Annotated in this window: 12 protein-coding genes and 1 pseudogene; 11 read left to right on the top strand and 2 right to left on the bottom strand. The window is 64.0% G+C overall.

The window, feature by feature from the left end; genetic code table 11:
* Nucleotides 1-49: 49 nt before the first annotated feature.
* Entirely contained in the window at nt 50-505 is a 456-nt protein-coding gene (locus AC4BCN_RS16970; protein WP_490491324.1) for an RrF2 family transcriptional regulator, read from the bottom strand.
* Nucleotides 506-968: 463 nt separating this feature from the next.
* Between AC4BCN_RS16970 and ppc the strand changes: the two genes are divergently transcribed.
* From ppc to AC4BCN_RS16915, 11 genes and pseudogenes are all read left to right on the top strand, one after another.
* Nucleotides 969-3,722, top strand: coding sequence for a phosphoenolpyruvate carboxylase (gene ppc, locus AC4BCN_RS16965; protein WP_490491323.1), 2,754 nt, complete (start codon nt 969-971; stop codon nt 3,720-3,722).
* Nucleotides 3,723-3,832: 110 nt separating this feature from the next.
* Entirely contained in the window at nt 3,833-4,843 is a 1,011-nt protein-coding gene (gap, locus tag AC4BCN_RS16960; RefSeq protein ID WP_490491322.1) for a type I glyceraldehyde-3-phosphate dehydrogenase, read from the top strand.
* Between the two features lie 86 nt (nt 4,844-4,929).
* A pseudogene (pyk, locus tag AC4BCN_RS16955) lies at nt 4,930-6,387 on the top strand (pyruvate kinase); the annotation flags it as partial.
* A gap of 346 nt (nt 6,388-6,733) precedes the next feature.
* A complete protein-coding gene (locus AC4BCN_RS16950; protein WP_490491321.1) occupies nt 6,734-7,216 on the top strand; it encodes a DUF3617 domain-containing protein in 483 nt (160 codons plus the stop codon).
* 134 nt (nt 7,217-7,350) lie between these two features.
* Nucleotides 7,351-7,857 carry a sigma-70 family RNA polymerase sigma factor gene (locus tag AC4BCN_RS16945; RefSeq protein ID WP_490491320.1) on the top strand — a complete coding sequence of 169 codons (507 nt, stop codon included), beginning with the start codon at nt 7,351-7,353 and terminating at the stop codon, nt 7,855-7,857.
* A gap of 2 nt (nt 7,858-7,859) precedes the next feature.
* Nucleotides 7,860-8,822: a FecR domain-containing protein gene (locus AC4BCN_RS16940; protein WP_490491319.1), complete on the top strand. Its 963-nt coding sequence runs from the start codon at nt 7,860-7,862 to the stop codon at nt 8,820-8,822.
* Between the two features lie 392 nt (nt 8,823-9,214).
* Nucleotides 9,215-11,674, top strand: coding sequence for a TonB-dependent siderophore receptor (locus tag AC4BCN_RS16935; RefSeq protein ID WP_490491318.1), 2,460 nt, complete (start codon nt 9,215-9,217; stop codon nt 11,672-11,674).
* Nucleotides 11,675-11,748: 74 nt separating this feature from the next.
* Nucleotides 11,749-12,117, top strand: coding sequence for a hypothetical protein (locus AC4BCN_RS16930; RefSeq protein WP_070302650.1), 369 nt, complete (start codon nt 11,749-11,751; stop codon nt 12,115-12,117).
* A 16-nt stretch (nt 12,118-12,133) separates the two neighbouring features.
* Nucleotides 12,134-12,592: a GNAT family N-acetyltransferase gene (locus AC4BCN_RS16925; RefSeq protein ID WP_490491317.1), complete on the top strand. Its 459-nt coding sequence runs from the start codon at nt 12,134-12,136 to the stop codon at nt 12,590-12,592.
* Between the two features lie 346 nt (nt 12,593-12,938).
* A complete protein-coding gene (locus tag AC4BCN_RS16920) occupies nt 12,939-16,646 on the top strand; it encodes a PAS domain S-box protein (protein WP_490491316.1) in 3,708 nt (1,235 codons plus the stop codon).
* A 13-nt stretch (nt 16,647-16,659) separates the two neighbouring features.
* The gene (locus AC4BCN_RS16915) at nt 16,660-17,655 is read left to right on the top strand and encodes a response regulator (RefSeq protein WP_128143074.1); all 996 of its coding nucleotides are present in this window, start codon (nt 16,660-16,662) and stop codon (nt 17,653-17,655) included.
* Nucleotides 17,656-17,856: 201 nt separating this feature from the next.
* Here the strand turns inward: AC4BCN_RS16915 and AC4BCN_RS16910 are convergent, their stop codons facing one another.
* A complete protein-coding gene (locus tag AC4BCN_RS16910) occupies nt 17,857-19,731 on the bottom strand; it encodes an esterase/lipase family protein (RefSeq protein ID WP_490491315.1) in 1,875 nt (624 codons plus the stop codon).

Genomic DNA, 19,731 nt, shown 5'->3' with positions numbered 1-19,731 from the left:
CTGCAGGAAACAATGCCCGGTTCGCCGGGCATTGTTGTTTTTGGCGCGCTTACTTTGCCACGCGCAGGGGAATCACGCCGGTCGCGAGCGCTGGCGCGCCCGGCGTCGCTTCGAGTATCGACGCCAGGGTCACCGTGTCGAGCACGGCAAGGAAGGCGGCCGTGGCCTGGCCCAGCTTGGCTTTCAGCAGGCAATCGGGTGTCAGCGGGCAGGTATTGTTTTCCTTGTTAAAACATTCCGCCATAAAAAAATCGTTTTCCGTCTCGCGTACGACGGTGCCGATATTGATCTCGGCCGGATCGCGCGCCAGGCGCAGGCCGCCATTGCGCCCGCGCACCGTTTCCACGATGCCTGACAGGCCGAGCTGGTGCACCACCTTCATCAAATGATTTTTCGAGATGGCATGCAGGTCGGCGATGTCCTGGATGGTGACGAGGCGGTCGCGGTGCACGCCCAGGTACATCAGGGTGCGCAGGGTGTAGTCGGTATAGGCAGTCAGTCGCATGGGAGTAGAGAGTAAACACCCGACAAAGCTACTGCGCGTCGCGATTTGCGGCCTGCGATGCTCACTGTGCATCCGCACAGCTGCGCTTCTCGGCCCCAACTCTCATCCGCTCGCTACGTTTTTGTCAGGTGTGTGAAAGATGTGGATTACATCCTTGTTTCAACCGCAGCATACAGGAGAGCGCCGGCCGTGTGTGTTGCGCCGTCACTTTTCAACCTCGAAAGACAAAAGTTGATTGCCTTTCGCTTAAATGCGTAGTAAATTTTCATATTGTTGCCCTGGTAAATAGCTCGCGAGCCCTTGTTGGCCCTTTGAGTAGGATTTTTTTTGATGGAAATCAAGAGGATGGTGAAACAATAAGGTAAATTTACTACAAATTCGACGATGGGCGTTTCCCGGGCCGGGAAGCGCGAACTACGCAATCTGTGCGGTGCCGCCATGGCCGCCCCAGGAAATACATACCATGCAAATGAATGAAGTGAAAGACGAGCTGCTGAGCAGCGATATCCGCCAGCTGGGCCGTCTGCTGGGCGACGCCATCCGCAACCATCTGGGCGACCCCGCCTTCGAGCGCATCGAACATGTGCGCCAGCTGGCCATCCGTTTCCGCCGCGACAATGATGAAGCGGCGCGCGCGCAGCTGTCGGACGCGCTGCAAGCGCTGTCGCAGGAAGAAACCACGCAATTGACGCGCGCTTTCAGCTATTTCTCGCTGCTGGCCAATATTGCGGAAGACCAGCACCACATTCGCCGCACGCGCGCCCACTTGATCGCCGGCTCGCCGCCACGCCAGGGTAGCCTCAGCCATGCCGTCGGCAACGTGTTTGACGCGGGCAAGGCAGATGCATTGGAAACGTTTTTCGAAGATGCGTTCGTCAGCCCCGTTTTCACGGCGCATCCGACGGAAGTGCAGCGCAAGAGCATCCAGAATTGCCAGATGGCCATTGCCCGCCTGTTGAGCGAGCGCGACCGCGTGCAGATGACGCCGGAAGAGGCCGAGCAAAACGAAGAAGCGCTGGGCCGCGGCATCGTCACCCTGTGGCAGACGCGTTTGCTGCGCACGAGCAAGCTGTCCGTCATGGATGAAGTGGCCAATGGCCTGTCGTTCTACGACCACACGATTCTGCGCGAATTGCCGAAACTGTATTCCTCGCTGGAAACCATGCTGGCCCAGCGCGATGCCCGCTGGGAAGATGCGGAATTACCGAATTTCATGAAGGTCGGCAGCTGGATAGGCGGCGACCGCGACGGCAACCCCTTCGTCACGGCCGACATCCTGCGCAGCACCCTGCAAACGCAGGCCGACAAGGTGCTCGACTTTTACCTCGGCGAATTGCGCAAGCTCGCTTCGCAACTGTCGCTGGCGCAAATACTGAACGCCTGCAGCGAGCCGCTGCGCGCGCTGGCCGAACGCTCGGCCGATGCCTCGCCGCACCGCGTCGACGAGCCGTACCGCCGTGCCCTGCATGGCATCCATGCGCGTCTGGAAAACACGCGCGTCGTGCTTTCCGGCAAGGGCAAGCAAGCCGACGGCGTGCAGCCTTACTCCGCGGCTGCCGAACTGCTGGCCGACCTGGACGTGGTCCAGCATTCGCTCGTCAGCAATGGCTTGCGCGCGCTGGCCCGTGGCCGGCTGCGCCAGCTGCGCCGCGCCATCAAGGTGTTTGGTTTTTCGCTGGCGCCGCTCGACTTGCGTCAGAATTCCGACGTGCACGAGCGTGTCGTGGGCGAACTGTTCGCGGGCGCCCAGCCGGGCCTCGTCTACCTGGACCTCGATGAAGAGCAGCGCATCAGCCTGCTGCTGGCCGAGCTGGAGTCGCCACGCCTGCTGACGTCGCCGTATGCGCAGTATTCGGAAGAAACCACGTCCGAACTCGACATCTTCCGCGCCGTGCGCGAAGCCCACGTCAAATATGGCAAGGAATCAGTGCCGAACTGCATCATCTCAAAGGCGGCCAGCGTGTCGGACTTGCTGGAAGTGGCCTTGCTGCTGAAAGAGGTGGGCTTGCTGCGCCAGGACAGCCGCGAAGCGGACGTCAACATCATCCCGCTGTTTGAAACCATCGACGACTTGCGCGCCGGACCCGCCATCATGGCGCGCGCGTTCGGCTTGCCGTTCTACCGTGGCTTGCTTGCCTCGCGCGCGGACCAGCAGGAAGTCATGCTCGGCTATTCGGACAGCAACAAGGACGGCGGCTTTTTGACGTCCGGCTGGGAACTCTACAAGGCCGAGATCGAGCTGGTAACCGTCTTCAAGGAGTATCGGATCAAGCTGCGCCTGTTCCACGGCCGCGGCGGTTCTGTGGGCCGCGGCGGCGGACCCAGCTACGAAGCCATTCTGGCCCAGCCGGCAGGCGCCGTGCAGGGACAGATCCGGCTGACGGAGCAGGGCGAAGTCATCACGGCCAAGTATGCGAACCCGGAAGTGGGGCGCCGCAACCTGGAAGTGCTGGTGGCCGCCACCATCCAGTCGACCCTGCTGCCGCAGGCACAGTTGCAACCAAAGGCTTCGGCCGGTGCCGGCCATCTGGCCGCGATGGAAGAGCTGTCCGGTACGGCCCTGAACGCCTACCGCGACCTCGTCTATGGCACGGATGGCTTCGAGCAGTATTTCTGGGAATCGACGGTGATCGCGGAAATTGCCGCACTGAACATCGGCAGCCGTCCCGCTTCGCGCAAGAAATCCATGTCCATCGAAGACTTGCGCGCCATTCCCTGGGTGTTGAGCTGGGCGCAATGCCGTTTGATGCTGCCGGGCTGGTTCGGTTTCGGTTCCGCCGTGCAAGCCTACCTGGCCGCCCATCCCGCCAATGGCGCGGACGTGCTGCGCGGCATGTACACGGACTGGCCATTCTTCACGTCCTTGCTGTCGAACATGGATATGGTGCTGGCCAAGAGCGACATCGCCATTGCTGGCAAGTATGCGGAACTGGTCAAGGACAAGGCCTTGCGCGACGCCATTTTTACCCGCATCCGCGCCGAGTACGCGGCCACCCTGGACGCCTTGAAACTGATCACGGGCCAGGAAGAGCTGCAGCAAGCCAATCCGCTGATGCAGCGTTCGATACGCAACCGTTTCCCGTATATCGACCCGCTCAATCACGTGCAGGTGGAGCTGTTGAAACGTTTCCGCGAGGGCAAGCAGGATGCGGCGGCGCGCACGGGAATCCATTTGTCGATCAATGGTATTGCGGCGGGCTTGCGTAACAGCGGTTAATTTGAAAATCAGAGCCACAGTAAGGCTGGGGTCGTACCCTCAGGGTACGGCCCCGGTACTTGCACTTGGGTTGGCTTTACGAACTCAGCAGAAAACATCAAGGAGACAGCATGACCATCAAAGTTGCCATCAATGGCTATGGCCGCATCGGCCGCAACGTCTTGCGCGCGTTTTATGAAGGCGGCAAGCAGCAGGATATCGAAATCGTCGCCATCAACGACCTGGGCGACGCCAAGTCGAATGCGCATTTGACGCGCTACGACACGGTGCACGGCAAGTTTCCCGGCGTCGTGACCATCGACGGCGACAATATGCTCGTCAATGGCGACCGCATCCGCGTCTTCGCGCAGCGCGACCCGGCCCTGATACCGTGGGGTGAGCTCGGTGTCGACGTGGTGCTCGAATGCACGGGTTTCTTCACGACCAAGGAAAAAGCGTCGGCCCACCTGAAGGGCGGGGCAAAGAAAGTCATCATTTCCGCACCGGGCGGCAAGGATGTGGACGCCACCATCGTGTTCGGCGTCAACCAGCAGGTGCTGAAAGCCACGGACACGGTCATCTCGAATGCCTCGTGCACGACGAATTGCCTCGCGCCGCTGGTAAAGCCACTGAACGACGCCATCGGCATCGAATCGGGCCTGATGACCACCGTGCACGCCTACACGAACGACCAGGTGCTGTCCGACGTCATGCATGAAGACTTGCGCCGCGCCCGTTCGGCCACGCATTCGATGATTCCCACCAAGACGGGCGCCGCTGCCGCCGTCGGCCTCGTCTTGCCGGAACTCAATGGCAAGCTCGATGGCTTTGCCATCCGTGTGCCGACGATTAACGTCTCGCTGGTCGACCTGTCCTTTATCGCCAAGCGCGATACGACGGTGGAAGAGGTGAATGCCTTGCTGAAAACGGCGTCGGAAGGCGCGCTGCAGGGCATCCTGACGTACCAGACGGAACCGCTCGTTTCCATCGATTTCAATCATAACCCGGCCTCGTCGAATTTCGATTCGACCCTGACCAAGGTCTCGGGCCGCCTCGTGAAAGTGTCGTCGTGGTACGACAACGAGTGGGGCTTCTCGAACCGCATGCTCGATACGACGGTCGCCCTGATGGCGGCCAAGTAAGAACGTAGTACCGCTGATCCAGCGCACCAGGACGGCCGGCCCACAAGGCTGGCCCTTGTAGCAACTTATTTTAGAAAGCAGCAACCATGACCATGCAAGTACAGCAACGCGCCACCAAGATCGTTTCCACCATCGGCCCCGCTTCGAACGATATCGATACCCTGGTCCGCATGTTCAAGGCCGGCGTCGACGTCGTGCGCCTGAACTTTTCGCATGGCAAGGCGCAAGACCATATCGACCGCGCCCGCATGGTGCGCGAAGCGGCAGCCCTGTGCGGCCGCGAAGTGGCCATCATGGCCGACTTGCAAGGCCCGAAAATTCGCGTCGGCAAGTTTGAAGAAGGCAAGATTTTCCTGGAAAACGGCGCCAAGTTCATCCTCGACGCGAAATGGGGCGAGAACGGTGAACTGGGCAACATCGAGCGCTGCGGCCTCGACTACAAGGAATTGCCGCGCGACTTGCGCACGGCCGACGTGCTGCTGCTCAACGACGGCCTCATCGTGCTGACGGTCGACAAGGTCGTCGGCAGCGAAATCCACACCACCGTCAAGATCGGCGGCGAGTTGTCGAACAACAAGGGCATCAACCGCCAGGGCGGCGGCTTGTCGGCGCCGGCCCTGACGGCGAAAGACATGGAAGACGTGAAAACGGCGATGAGCTTCCAGGCCGATTACGTGGCCGTGTCCTTTCCGAAAAACGCCACCGACATGGTCATGGCGCGCCAGCTGGCCAATATCGCCGGCGAAGCGTGGGATCACAAACCGATGATGATCGCCAAGATCGAGCGCGCGGAAGCCATTCCAGCGCTGCAGGAAATTCTCGACGCGTCCGACGGCATCATGGTGGCGCGTGGCGACCTGGCCGTGGAAGTGGGCAATGCGGCCGTGCCGGCCTTGCAAAAGCGCATGATCAAGATGGCGCGCGCATCGAACAAGCTGGCCATTACTGCCACGCAGATGATGGAATCGATGATCGTCAACGCCGTGCCGACCCGCGCGGAAGTGTCGGACGTGGCAAATGCCGTGCTCGACGGTACGGATGCCGTCATGACGTCGGCGGAAACGGCGTCGGGCCGTTACCCGATCGAAACGGTGGAAGCGATGGCCGCCATCTGCCTGGACGCTGAAAAATGGGACACCTGCAAGCTGGACGCCGATTTCCTCAACGCCACGTTCTCGCGCATCGACCAGTCGATCGCCTATGGCGCCCTGTTTACGGCCCACCATTTGCGCGTAAAGGCCATCGCCACGCTGACGGAATCGGGCTCCACAGCTTTGTGGATGAGCCGCTGCAACATCGACATTCCTATCGTCGCGCTGACCCCGAGCGTGGGCACGCGCCGCAAGCTGGCCCTGTACCGCAACGTCAGCACCCTGGAACTGACGTCCGGCACGGACCGCGACAAGGTCTTGCAGCAGGCGGAAGACTTGCTGGTGGAGCATAAAGTCGTGGCCAAGGGCGACACCGTCGTGCTGACCTGGGGCGAGCCGATGGGCAAGGTCGGCGGCACGAACGCGCTAAAAATCATGAAGATCGGCCAGCACWAAGCGTATGGCGTCGCCGCGCGCCGCAAGGCAGATGCCCAATCTGCCATTGCGGTCGCCACATTTCCGTGTCAGCATGGTCTCCTGTCCTTCCAGGGCGCCTCCGGAGTTCATGATGACTGCATACTTGCCTGCCTTGATCTGGTCGCTGTCGGCCTTCGCTTGCCTCTTCATCGCCAAACGCCGTTCCTTACGAATAACGGCGATCCGTGCCATCCTGGTGACTTTTCTGGGGCCGTTTGCCATTCCCTTCGTGCTGGCGGCAAAGCCCGGGATGTACTGCTAAGCGTGTGGCCTGCGCGCATTCCTCTTTGCTATATTCAAACTTTTAGCTAAAGGAATGCCCATGAAGCGCAGCGCCACCTTGCTCCTGATGACTATTTTCCCCCTGTGCGCGGCCACGTTCGCTTCGGCGGCCGAGCCTGTTCAGCGTTTGCAGCGCGCCACGGGGCTGTGGAAGGTGACGCCTGCCACCTCGCCATTTTCCTGGGAAATCTGCGTCGACCACGCGCGCGACCGCCTGATCGACGACGACCTGTGGTCCGGCTTCGAGCAGGAATGCAAGATCGAGTCGCAAAGCCGCCAGGGCGACAGCTACCAATTCGCGTCCAGCTGTCCGGACGCCAGGCTGGCTGGCACCTTCAAGGGCCATCTGGCCAAGGCATATACCCTGAGCGCCGACACCACCGTGCAAGTCAATGGCAAGAGCGAGGTGCAGCGCACGGAACTGGCAGCCGTGTTCCAGGGCGCTTGTCCGGCGGGGCTGGCGCCGGGCGCAAAGAAAATGCGCGGCGGCATGGTGATGAAGAGCTTGTATACCGACCGCTAGAAGAGCGCAGCCACGCTGAAACAACAGTTTCCTGGGATAGGCAGGCACCGGCATTGACGCCAGCGGCAATGATTTGTGATAATGAGAATTATTATCAATTAGCCGCGCCTTGCCTTGCGCGCATCGGAGCCCCAGTGAACATTGCGCAGTCCAGCGAGTCGATAGCCGGTATCTACAGCCACCATCATGGCTGGCTGATGCGCTGGCTGCGCGCCAAGCTGCAGTGCGCCGACCATGCGGCCGACCTGGCGCACGATACCTTCGTGCGCCTGCTGATGGCGCCGCCGGAGAACCGGCAAACCTTGCGCGAACCGCGCGCCTACCTGACCACCGTGGCGCAGCGGCTGCTGATCGACCATTACCGGCGCCTGTCGCTGGAGCAGGCCTGGCTGGAAACGCTGGCGCAACAGCCTGAATTGCTGATGCAGTCGCCGGAAGAGCGGCTGCTCGTGCGCGAAACCCTGCAGCGCATCGATGCCATGCTCGACGGCTTGCCGCCCCTCGTGCGCAGCGCCTTCCTGCTGGCCCACGTCGACGGCCTCGGCTACGGAGAAATCGCCCTGCGCCTGGCCGTGAGCGAGCGCAGCATCAAGCGCTACATGGTGCAGGCGTTCGAGCGCTGCATTCTGTTGATCCTGTGAACGTGGCCATCGATCCCCGCGCGGCCCGGGTGGCGGCGCAATGGCTGGTGCGCCTGCACGGGGGCGCCTTGACTCCCGACGAGCAGCAAGCGTTCCAGGCCTGGCGCGCCAGCGATCCCGCACATGAACTGGCGTGGCAGCGGGCCGAGCTGGTGTGCAGCACCCTGGCCAGCGTGCCGCCCGCTCTGCGCCAGACGGCGGACGTGGCGCCGCATTCGCCGCAGCGGCGCGCCGTGCTCTACGGCCTGGCCGGGCTGATCGCGGCCGGACCGGCCCTGTGGCTGGCCAGCCAGTCCGCACCGTGGCAAGCGTCGCGGGCCGCGATCCGCACGGCCAGGGGCGAGATCCGCCACATGACATTGCCCGACGGCACGCAACTGGTGCTCAATACGGACACGGCCATTGACGTCCACTTTGACCACGCGGCGCGGCAGGTTTGCTTGCATGTGGGGGAAATCCATGTCGCCACGGCGCACGATGCAGCCGTGCCGGCGCGCCCGTTCCTCGTGCGCAGCAGCAATGGCGCCGTGCGCGCGCTGGGCACGCACTTCAGCGTACGCCACCTTGGCACCTTGCTGGCGCCGCGCACGCAGGTCAGCGTCAGCCAAGGGGCCGTCGAGATCCGGCCAGCGCAAGCTCGCGACGCCTTGCGCAGGATCGATGCGGGCCGGCAGGGCAGTTTCGATGACGTGGCCGTTTCTGCCTTGACGCCGCTGGCGCCGTATGCGGACGCTTGGCTGCGGGGCGTGCTGATCGCCGAACGCATGCCGCTGGGCGAGGTGCTCGAGCAGGTGGCACGTTACCGTTACGGCGTGCTGCGCTGTGATCCCGCGCTGACGGCCCTGCCCGTGGACGGCATCTTCCAGTTGAGCGACCCGGACAATATTTTGCTCCTGCTGCAGCGCTCCCTGCCGATCCGGCTGGCACGCCGCACGCGTTACTGGATCAGTGTCGAGGCGGCTTGAGCTTGTCGGCTTACGCGCGGCGCGCCCCGTAAGCCGACCTAGCCCGCATTTGTTACGCGGACAGGCGACGGCGGCTGAGCTTGTCGGCTTACGCGCGGCTGCGCCCCGCTAAGCCGACCTACGATTTGTGCGGAGATGGGCGGCTTGGCGTGCGCGTGTAGGTCGGCTTGGCCCGTAGGGCGTAAGCCGACAGGCAACGTTGGCTGGTACGCGTTGCTGCGCCGCGTTACGCGTGGCTACGATGCCCCGCTAAGCCGACAAGCGCCACTTATTTTACAGTTTGCCTGTCCCTTTTTCCGGATTGCTTCGTCATACAAGGTAGAGAACGAACAATCCGAACCATCGAAAGGGTCCACATGGCTTTGCAGCACCGTAACTTTACCGCAGCACGCATGACGCTCCATCCCACCACCGGCGCCGTGCGCGCCGCGCTGGTCCTGCTCCTCGCCGTGGGCGGCGCCGGCGCCGGCTTGCCGCACATGGCGGTGGCGGCCGAGTCCAGCCCGGCCGCCACCGTGCGCGAGTACAGCATTCCCGCCGGCAGCTTGCGCGATGCGTTGGCCACGTTTGCCATCGCTGCGGGGATCAACCTGTCCACGCAGGGCGTGGCGCTCGACGGGCTGGCGACGCCGGGTTTGCAAGGCCGCCATGGGGTTACGGCCGGCCTGCAAAAACTGCTGCAGGGCAGCGGCCTGGAAGCGGCGGATGGTGGCAACGGCAATTACCTGCTGCGCAAGATCAATACCAACACGGCCGATGGCGGCCTGGCCAGCATGCCGGCCGTCGTCGTCAGCGCCGAGGCGGACCGCGCCACGGAAGGCACGGGTTTATACACGTCGAGGAATATGTCGACGGCCACCGGGTTGAATTTGTCGCAGCGCCACACGCCGCAAACGGTCAGCGTCATTTCGCGCCAGCAAATGGAAGATTTCGATCTGACCACCTTGCAGGACGTGGCGCGCGCCACGCCCGGCATCTATGGCAAGACGCAAGGCGTGTCCGACCAGGAAACCACGTATTTCGCGCGCGGCTTTGCCTTGAGCCACGTCAACGTCGATGGCTTGCCGCTGGACGTCACGGGTTTTAACGAGCGCAACGTCTCGGCCGACATGCTGATGTACGACAGGGTGGAAGTGGTGCGCGGCGCCACGGGCCTGATGGAAGGGGCGGGCGCGCCGTCGGGCAGCATCAACATGATACGCAAGCGCCCCACGGCCACGCCCTTGCTGAACGCTTCCGTTCACCTGGGCAGCTGGAAGGACAAGCAATTGACGGTGGACGCCAGCAATGCGCTGAACGCGTCGGGTAGCGTGCGGGGCAGGGTAGCGGCCAGCTGGCGCGACAGCGACAGCTTCGTCGACGTGGTCAACAACAAGAACAGCACCGTGTATGCAATCGTCGAGGCGGACTTGACGCCATCGACCACGGCCGGCATCGGCTTTTCGCGTCAGCACAGCCGCACGGACGGCGTGTTTGTCGGCTTGCCGACCATGCTTGACGGCCGTCACATGGACTTGCCCCGCTCGACCTTCCTGAACAATGCCGACTCGTTCCAGAAGCGCGACAACAATGTCGTCTTCGCCGACCTGGAAACAAAGCTGGAGCAGGGCTGGCGCAGCCGCTTCGCCATCACGCGCATCGACGCCTCGTCGAGCACGCGCAACACCACCAACAGCCGCATCGATGGTGAAATATACAAGCTGAACCAGTCGGAAACGGGCTGGAAGTACAACACGGAGCAGGTCGTGGCCGACTGGCGCCTGAGCGGCCCCGTCACCTGGTTCGGCCGCCAGCACGACGTGATCGTCGGTGCCAGCTACCGCCATGACGATTCGGACGCGGGCCAGAGCTGGGAAGGCGCCGGGACGCGCGTGATCGATATCCGCCAGTGGAATCCCTACGCCTACCCGATGCGCGGCGCGCCGTTCGAGCCGTACAACTGGGGCCGCAAGACGGACGAGAAGGGCGTTTATGCGGCAGGCAACTTCAGCCTGGCCGATCCGCTGCGCCTGGTGCTGGGCGGGCGCTTCGGCTGGTATGCGCAAGATGTCACGGGCTGGTATTCCACCAACCCCGCCTGGCGCCGCGGCCTGACGGAAAATGCGAAATTCACGCCGTACGCAGGCCTCGTCTACGATGTGGACCGGCATCACTCCGTGTATGCGAGCGGCACGCAGATTTTCGAGCCGCAAAGTTCGCTGGACGTGCGCGGCAATACCTTGCCGCCCTTGAGCGGCACCAACCTGGAGGTGGGCGTCAAGGGCGAATATTTCGGCGGCCGCCTCAATGCCAGCGGCGCGCTGTTCCGCATCAAGCAGAATAATCGCGCCATGGCCGATGAGCTCAATTGCCCCACGGGCGGCGCCATCTACTGCGCCCGCGCGGCCGGGCAGGTGCAGAGCGAAGGCATCGATCTGCAATTGTCGGGCTCGCCATTGCCGGGCTGGCAAATCGCGGGCGGCTACACCTATGTACTGGCCAAGTACACCAAGGACAGCGTGGCCGCCAACATCGGCCAGCGCATCGCCACGGACGAACCGAAGCAGCTGTTCAAGCTGATGACGAACATCCAGCTGGGCGGCAGTCTGGCGCAATGGAATGTGGGCGCCTCCGTGTATGCGCAAGACAAGATTGAGCGCCGCGATACGGCTTACCTGACGCGGCAGGGCGGCTACGCCATCGTCGGGCTGACGGCCGGCTACCGTATCAGCGAGCAGCTGCAGCTGCGCCTGAATATCGACAACGTGCTCGATCGCCGCTACTACCAGGGCCTCGGCTATGCGTGGTCGGGCGGGCTGGAGCGTTACGGCGCGCCGCGCAGCGTGCTGCTGTCCTTGCACTACAAGATGTAGCCGTTGCGCCAGCAGAGCGCGTCCCTTGCGGCGCCTCTGCTACACTGCCGCCGTCTTTATCTTTTCACTCTGCCATGACCGCTACTCCTGTCCTCACACCCCTGAAAAGCGCTTTCCAGCAATCGCGCACCGAGAATAACATCGAGCTGATCCTGCCCGAACTGCTGGCTGCCCAATTGCACGTCGTTATTGGCGGGCAGAGCGAGCAGATCGACCTGTTCCTCGTGCCGTCGCCCAATCCCGAGCGCCAGTGCGTGACGGTGGCGGAAGACCTGGCCTTCCTGGCCGGCATCGCGTTTCCGAAGATTCCCGTGACGGGCGCGCAACTGGTCGCCTCGATTCCCGCCGAGATCGAAATCGTCATCCTGCATGGCGATGGCGCCAATTACCTGACGCGCGAGCAACTGGCATGGTTCCGCCGCATGCTGGGGCAGAACGCCTGAGCGGATTGAAAAAAGCATGGCCGTCAACGCTGCCTTGAGTCTGCGTCCCGTGTGCGCGGCCAACGCCGACGCCATCATCGGGCTGCCGCTGCATCCGGCGCAACGCGATTTTATTGCCAGCAATGCCGAGTCGCTGGCGCTGGCCGCCAGTCACGCCAACATGCGCCCGCGTGCCATCTATGCCGGCGATGAACTGATCGGCTTTGCCATGTATGCGCTGCCGGGCAGTGCGGGGCGGCAGGATACGTACGTGCTGTACCGCCTGATGATCGCGGCGCCTTGGCAGGGCCAGGGATTTGCCCGCGCGGCCCTGGCCCTGCTGCTGGCCGAGATGCGCGCGCGCGGCGCGGGCAGGGTGGTGCTCTACTATGTGCCGGCCAACGCGCGTGCCCGGCAACTATATGCGCAGTCCGGTTTCGTCGAAACAGGGCTCGACGGCGATGGCGAGATGATGGCCGAGCGCTTGCTTTCCTGAGCCTGTGGCATCGAGGCTGCAGAATATGTTTGTTTTGGCAACTGTATTGCTGAAGTCCTATGAATATTTTCGTAAAGCAACTATACTCATGGCTCTTTAAAAAATCATCGTCACGCTGGCGGCCAGACATCCGCGCCAGAGTTCGTACGCATTCCGCCTGTTCTCTCTGAACGGGCACCTTTCCCCCGCGCGGCAGGCGCGGGCGTGATGACCGAGCCTTGCCCTGGTCGACTGCTACCGTTGTCATTTCCGCTGTATTGCCGCTTTAGTAAAAAGCCCGGCGACGGCGCGCGGTGTGCCGTCATGTTTTGCGACGTTAGGTTTCACTCTCTTATGCCACGACAGTATGTTTAGTTCCATCTTTGCCGTATCGGCCGATACCACGCAGTACATCTATGGCACGCACAATGCCTGGCTGGTGCTGTTTTCCATCGGTATCGCCATCTTTGCCTCGTTCATGGCCCTGCAGATCGCCGGCATGGCGCGCAGCAGCGAGCGCGGCTTCCAGCGCCAGACGGCCATCATCACGGGCGCCATCGCGCTCGGTGGCGGCATCTGGTCGATGCACTTCATCGGCATGCTGGCCTTCGACATCTGCACGCGCGTGTCCTTCGACCCCGGCCTGACCCTGCTGTCGATGCTGCCCGGCATGGCCGCTTCGTGGGTGGCGCTGCACTTGCTGGCGCGTCCGAGCATCAACTGGCGGCAACTGGTGGTGGGCGGCGTGCTCGTCGGCGTGGGCATCGGTTCCATGCATTACAGCGGCATGGCCGCCATGCAGACGTCGCTGGCCCTGCGCTACGAGCCCTGGCTGTTCGCCCTGTCGCTGCTGGTGGCCGTCACCTTGGCCATGCTGGCGCTGTGGGTACGCTTCGGCCTGAGCGCCATGCGCCAGCGCCTGAGCCCATTAACGTCCTTGCTGCTCAGCAGCGTGGTGATGGGCCTGGCCATTTCCGGCATGCATTACACGGGCATGCTGGCCGCGCGCTTTTCCGGCACGCCCACGGCAGGCGAGAACACGATCACGGTGCAAGCCTCGTTCGTGGCCCTGGCCGTGGCCCTGATCACCGTCACCCTGACCGTCTTCGTGGCGGCCGCGAACGGCTTGCTGCGCTACCGACAGCTGCTGCGCCACGCCAGCGTCAGCGAATCGCGCCTGCGCGCCATCGTCGATACGGCGGCCGATGGCTTGATCACCATCGATGGCCAGGGCAAGGTGCGCTCCTTCAATCCCGCCGCAGAAAGCCTGTTCGGCTGGCGCGAAGCGGAAATCGTGGGGCGCGACGCCAGCGTGCTGCTGCAGCCGGCCGACGCGGCCGAATACGAGGGCTATCTGCGCGACTACCTGGAAACGGGCGCCTCGCGCATCCTCGACAGCGGGCGCGAACTCGATGGCCGCCACAAGGATGGCGCCGTGCTGCCCATGCGCGTGGCGATCGGCAAGATCGATACGCCGGGCCAGCCCCTGTTCGTGGCGTTTGTCACGGACATGCGCTCGTCGCGCAGCATGGAGCAGGCGCTGAAAGACAGCGAGCGCCAGTACCGCACCCTGATCCGCAATATCCCCGGCGTGTCCTTCCACTGCAGCTTCGCGCCCGAATGGAAGATGATCTTCATCAGCGACGCCGTCTTCAACCTGACGGGCTGGCTGCCGCAGGACTTTGCAGAAGGGCGGGTCAGGCTGTTCGACCTCGTGCATCCGGACGACCGCCAGCGCGTCAACGACACTTGCGTGCAGGCGGCCGGCGAACGGCGCGATTTCGAGAACGTCTACCGCATGATCCACCGCGACGGGCGCGAGCGCTGGGTGCGCGAAAGCAGCGGCCCCGTGCTCGATAACGACGGCGTGGTGCGCTGGATCGACGGCGTCATTCTCGACATCACGGAAAGCGAATTGCGCAACGCCGAATACGAAGGCAAGGTGACGGCGATCTCGCGCGCGACGGCCGTCGCGGAGTTCGACCTGCAGGGACGCATCCTGGCGGCCAACCAGAACTTCCTCGACCTGGTCGGCTACCAGCTCGACGACGTGCTGGGCCTGCACCACAGCATCTTCTGCGAGCCGGGCTACGTGACCTCGCCCGACTACAGCGCGTTCTGGCAGCAGCTGGCGCAGGGTGAATTCAATACGGGCGAGTACAAGCGCATCGGCAAGCATGGCAAGGAAGTGTGGATACAGGCCTCGTACAACCCGATCTTCAACACGGACGGCAAGCCGTTCAAGGTGGTCAAGCTGGCCACCGACGTGAGCGAGCGGCGCGCCATGCAGGAAAACCTGCGCGCGGCGAAAGACCGCGCCGAACTGGCCGCCGAATCGAAGACCAGCTTCCTGGCCAACATGAGCCATGAAATCCGCACGCCGATGAACGCCATCATCGGCTTTACGGAAGTGCTGCTGGGCACAGCCCTGGACAGCCTGCAGCGCCGCCACCTGGGCACGGTGCGCCAGTCGGCCCGTTCGCTGCTCGAGCTGCTGAACGACATCCTCGACATGGCCAAGCTGGAAAAAGGCGCGACCGAGTTGGAACTGGTGGACTTTTCGCTGCCGGACCTGGTCGACCACGTGGCCGCGTCCCTGCGCATCACGGCGCATGCGCGCGACCTGGTGCTGCATGTCGATGTCGATCCGGGCATGGGCCAATTCTTCCTGGGCGACGCGCGCCGGGTGCAGCAGGTGCTGACGAATTTGATCGGCAACGCCGTCAAGTTCACGGAAGTGGGCCATGTGCGCGTGGCCGTCGGCATGCAGGGCGAGCAGGTGCATATCGCCGTGCACGACACGGGCATCGGCATCCCGGCCGACCGCCTGGACAAAATCTTCGCTCCATTCACGCAAGCCGATTCCTCGATGAGCCGCCGCTTTGGCGGCACGGGCCTGGGCACGACGATTTCGCTGCAGCTGGTCGAACTGATGGGAGGTACCATCACGGTGGAAAGCACCCTGGGCGTGGGCAGCGTGTTCCACGTGCTGTTGCCGCTGGCGCCGGGCAAGGCCGTGTCGCGCCGCAGCGAGCAGCCCGTGGTGGCCTTGCCGCCGCTGCGCATCCTGGCAGCCGACGACGTGCCGCAGAACGTGGAGCTGCTCCTGATCAGCCTGGGCGCGGCCGGCCACCAGGTGATCGCCGCCAGCGATGGCGAGAGCGCCGTGCGCGAGTTCAGCAAGGGCAGCTTCGACGTCGTCCTGATGGACGTGCAGATGCCGCGCATGGATGGCCTGGAAGCGACGCGTTTGATCCGTGTGTACGAGCGCGAGCAGGGTTTGAAAGCGACGCCCATCATCGCGCTGACGGCCAGCGTGCTGGAACAGGACCGGCGCGCCGCGCAGACGGCCGGCATGAACGGCTTTGCCTCGAAACCGCTGGAAATGCACAAGCTGACGGCGGAAATCGCCCGCCTGCTCGATATCGCCGTGTCCATGCCGCCGCCGGCGGCCGGCGCGGCGGCGCGTGCTGCCGCGGGCCAGGTCGACTGGCAGCGCGGCATCGCCCTGTGGGGCGGCCGCGAAGCCTTGCAGCGGGCGATTGGCCGCTTCGTGCAGGCCAATGGCGACTGCGCCGCCATGCTGACGGCCGAACTGGAACGTGGCGGCAGCAGCGTGGCGGGCCATCTGCTGCACCGTATCAAGGGCGCGGCGGGCAACCTGTGCCTGGTGCAGGTCGAAAGCCTGCTGGGCCGCATCGAACAGGCGATCGCGCGCCAGCTGCCGGCGACTGAATTGCTGGTGCAGCTGGCCGCCGCCTTCATGGCGCTGGCCGGCGAGCTGGAAGAATCGGGCATGCCGGCCGTGGCAGTGGGTACACCGGCTGCCGGCGCGCCACTCGATGCCGACGCCGCCGGTGCCTTGCTGCGGCAAGCCATCGCCAGCCTGGAAGGCGGGCAGCTCGACGACGCCCTGATGGCGCAGATCGCCGCCATGCTGGCGCCGCATGGCCAGCAGCAGCGCCTGCAGGCGCTGGCCAGCGCCATCGACGACTTTGAATTTGCGCGCGCCGCGGGCGTGCTGCGCCAGCTGCTGGCGTGGCTGGAAACGCCAGCGCCTGCCGACCTTTCCTGATATTGGGCTTACGATGACCTTACACGAAGACAAACCGATCCTGCTGCTGGTCGACGACGAAGCGACGAATCTGCAGGTGCTGCGCCAGATCCTGCAGGACGATTACCGCCTGCTGTACGCCAAGGATGGCGAGAAGGCGCTGGAGCTGGCGCAGAACAACCCCGTCGAATTGATCCTGCTCGACATCATGATGCCCGCCATGACGGGCTATGAAGTGTGCCGCCAGTTGAAGGCCATGCCGGCCACCGCGCCCATTCCCGTCATTTTCGTCACCGCCCTGTGCGACGTGAAGGACGAGGCGGACGGCTTTGACGCGGGCGCCGTCGATTACATCACCAAGCCGGTCAGCCCGCCCATCGTGCGCGCCCGCGTGCGCACGCACCTGTCGCTGGTGGACGCCGAGGAATTGCGCCGCTCGCGCCTGCAGGTGATCCAGACCCTGGGCCAGGCGGCCGAATACAAGGATAACGAGACGGGCATGCACGTCATCCGCATGAGCTATTACGCGCGCCAGCTGGCGCTGGCGGCCGGCTACAGCACGGGCAGGGCGGAAGACCTGCTCAATGCGGCGCCCATGCACGACGTGGGCAAGATCGGCATCCCCGACGCCATCCTGCAAAAGCCGGGCAAGCTCGATGCGGACGAATGGCAAGTCATGCGCCGCCACGCGGAAATCGGCGCTGCCATCATCGGCGAGCACGCGAGCGGCTTGCTGAAAATGGCGCGCACCATCGCCCTGACGCACCACGAAAAATGGGACGGCAGCGGCTATCCGCAAGGTTTGAAGGGCGAGGAAATCCCGCATGAAGGCCGCATCGTCGCCATCGCCGACGTCTTCGACGCCCTTACCAGCGAGCGCCCGTACAAGCGCGCCTGGACGATCGACGAAGCCATCGCCACCATGCAGCGCGACAGCGGCACGCACTTCGACCCGGACTTGCTGGCGCTGTTCATCGAGCAGCTGCCGGCCATGCTGGAGATCAAGGACAAGTGGCGCGAGCCGGTGTGATGCTGGGAGCACGGCAACAACGTTGTCGGATTACGGCTCCGCCTAATCCGACCTACGGTTGCCAGCCCAGGCATTGGCACCAGTCGGGTAGGTCGGCTTAGCGCGGAGCGCGTAAGCCGACATCACTATGGGCGTGGCCAATAATGTTGTCGGACTACCGCCTGCGGCCTCGGCGGCTTCGCCTAATCCGACCTACGGTTGTTAATCCGCCAGCCGCAAAATCCGCCGTATCTCCAGAATCGCCTGCGGGCTTTCCTGCACGCTGTGCCACGAGGGGATGACTTTTTCCGACAGGGCGCCGTCGAGGTGGGCGCTGGCGTAGGGCACGACGCCGTCGCTCGATTCCGCCAGCGGCAGGTCCGGCGTGTCGTTGCCCATGATGGAGTAGTAGCGCACGTTCGGGCTGATGGGCAGGTCGGCCACCAGGCGCACGAACGGGTCCTTGTCGCTGAGGTTATCGATGCTGTTGGGGATGCGCAGCGGTTCGCTGCTGCCCGTGTCGAGCTGCGCCAGACTGCCGGCCGCGTCGGACAACTGGTCGAGCATGGTGATGGGCAGCGTGACGAGGTTGGCGATCCAGCGCGCCACCTTGTGGTTGGCGAACGAAGTGCCGCGGTGCGGCGCGGCGATGAAGATGGCGCGGTTCACCTGCGGCATGGCCGTGAAATTCAGGTAGGGCGCCAGTCCCGCGCGCACTTTTTCCGCCTTCTTGCCCTTCAAATTGTATTCTTCCGTGATGGCGTCGAGCAGCGTGTTGCTGGCATCGGAGACCATCAGGCGCGCCAGCACGCCGCCCATGCTGTGGCCGATCAAGACCATGTCGTTCGCGGCGTCGGCCTTGGCGGCAGGGTCGAACTGCGCCAGGGTCGCGTTCAGCGCCTTGCGGATGGCGGCGTTGTTGGCGGCCAGCGGCGCATTGCTCGGGTAGTACACCTGCCAGATCTGGTAGCGTCGGCGCAGCTGTTCGTCGCCCATCAGTTCATTCGCCACGTTGATCCACGCTTCCGGGCTGCTGGCCAGGCCGTGCAGCATGACGATGGTGCGCTTGTTCGGGTCATAGGGCTGCATCAGGTGCACCTGCGGGCGCGAAATGCCGTCGGCGCTGCCGAACAGAGTGCGCAGCGCTTGCACGCCAAAGCCGGAACGGGCCAGCCACAGGCCGTAGCCGGCCGTGAAATTGGCCGCCACGGGCAGTTCATGGCCCGCCATGCGCGTTGATTCGCTGCGCGTCGGGTCGACCAGCATCACCAGCAGCTGCTGCGTGGCCAGCACTTCCTGCAGGCTGTTGCCGTCGAAGCGGATCAGCGCCGTGACGACGGGAAAACGCGTCTCCTGGTACGGCACGTACTCGCCTTTCGGCGCCAGGGGCCTCGGCATGACGGCCACAAGGTCGGCGCCGAAGCCGTCGCGCCGGTACACATTGCGCAGGCCGGAAAACGACAGCGAGGTGGCCGGCAGCAGTTCGTCGGGCAGGGTACCGTCGTCGGGCAGGCGCAGGGCAGACAGTTCGCTGTCGATCTGCCAGCCGGCGACGCGGATCACATTGCCGTCGGGGCGGTATTCGCCGCGATGGCGGAACAGATTGCCGACGGCCTTTTGCACGGCATAGTTGTAGTAGTCGCGGATTTGCGTCTGGCGCTCCTCGAAAGCGCGCTGGCCCGGCGTGCGCGTCGTGTAGAACAGGTAGGCATACGCGTAGCGGGCCGATTCGAGCCAGGCGGCCAGCGTTTCGGCGCTCGGATGGCCGCCCTGTTTTTCTTCCGCCAGCGCGCTTTCCAGCCACAATTCGGACAGGGTCGCCAGGCGCTGCTCGTCGCTGAGAAGCTCGGAGCGGGCCAGGTCGGCGCGGCAGCTGCCCGTATTGGCTTCGCAGGCGGCGATGTCGCTGCCGATGATGCGCAGCACCTCGCTGGCCGAGGCGCTGAGTTTTCCTGTTGTGAGGATGTCGCCGCGCCGCTGCTGCAGGTAGTCGGCTGGTGAAATGGAGCTGACGGTGACGGCGGCGCAGCCGCTCAGCAGCGCCGCGGCGCACAGCAGGGCGCCCAGGCACAGGCGCCGCATCAGCGTGGCCCGCAT

Source organism: Janthinobacterium sp. Bl 1 (assembly GCF_058215535.1).
The sequence above is the reverse complement of the archived record's forward strand: the minus strand, read 5'-3'. Positions and strand labels throughout refer to the sequence as shown.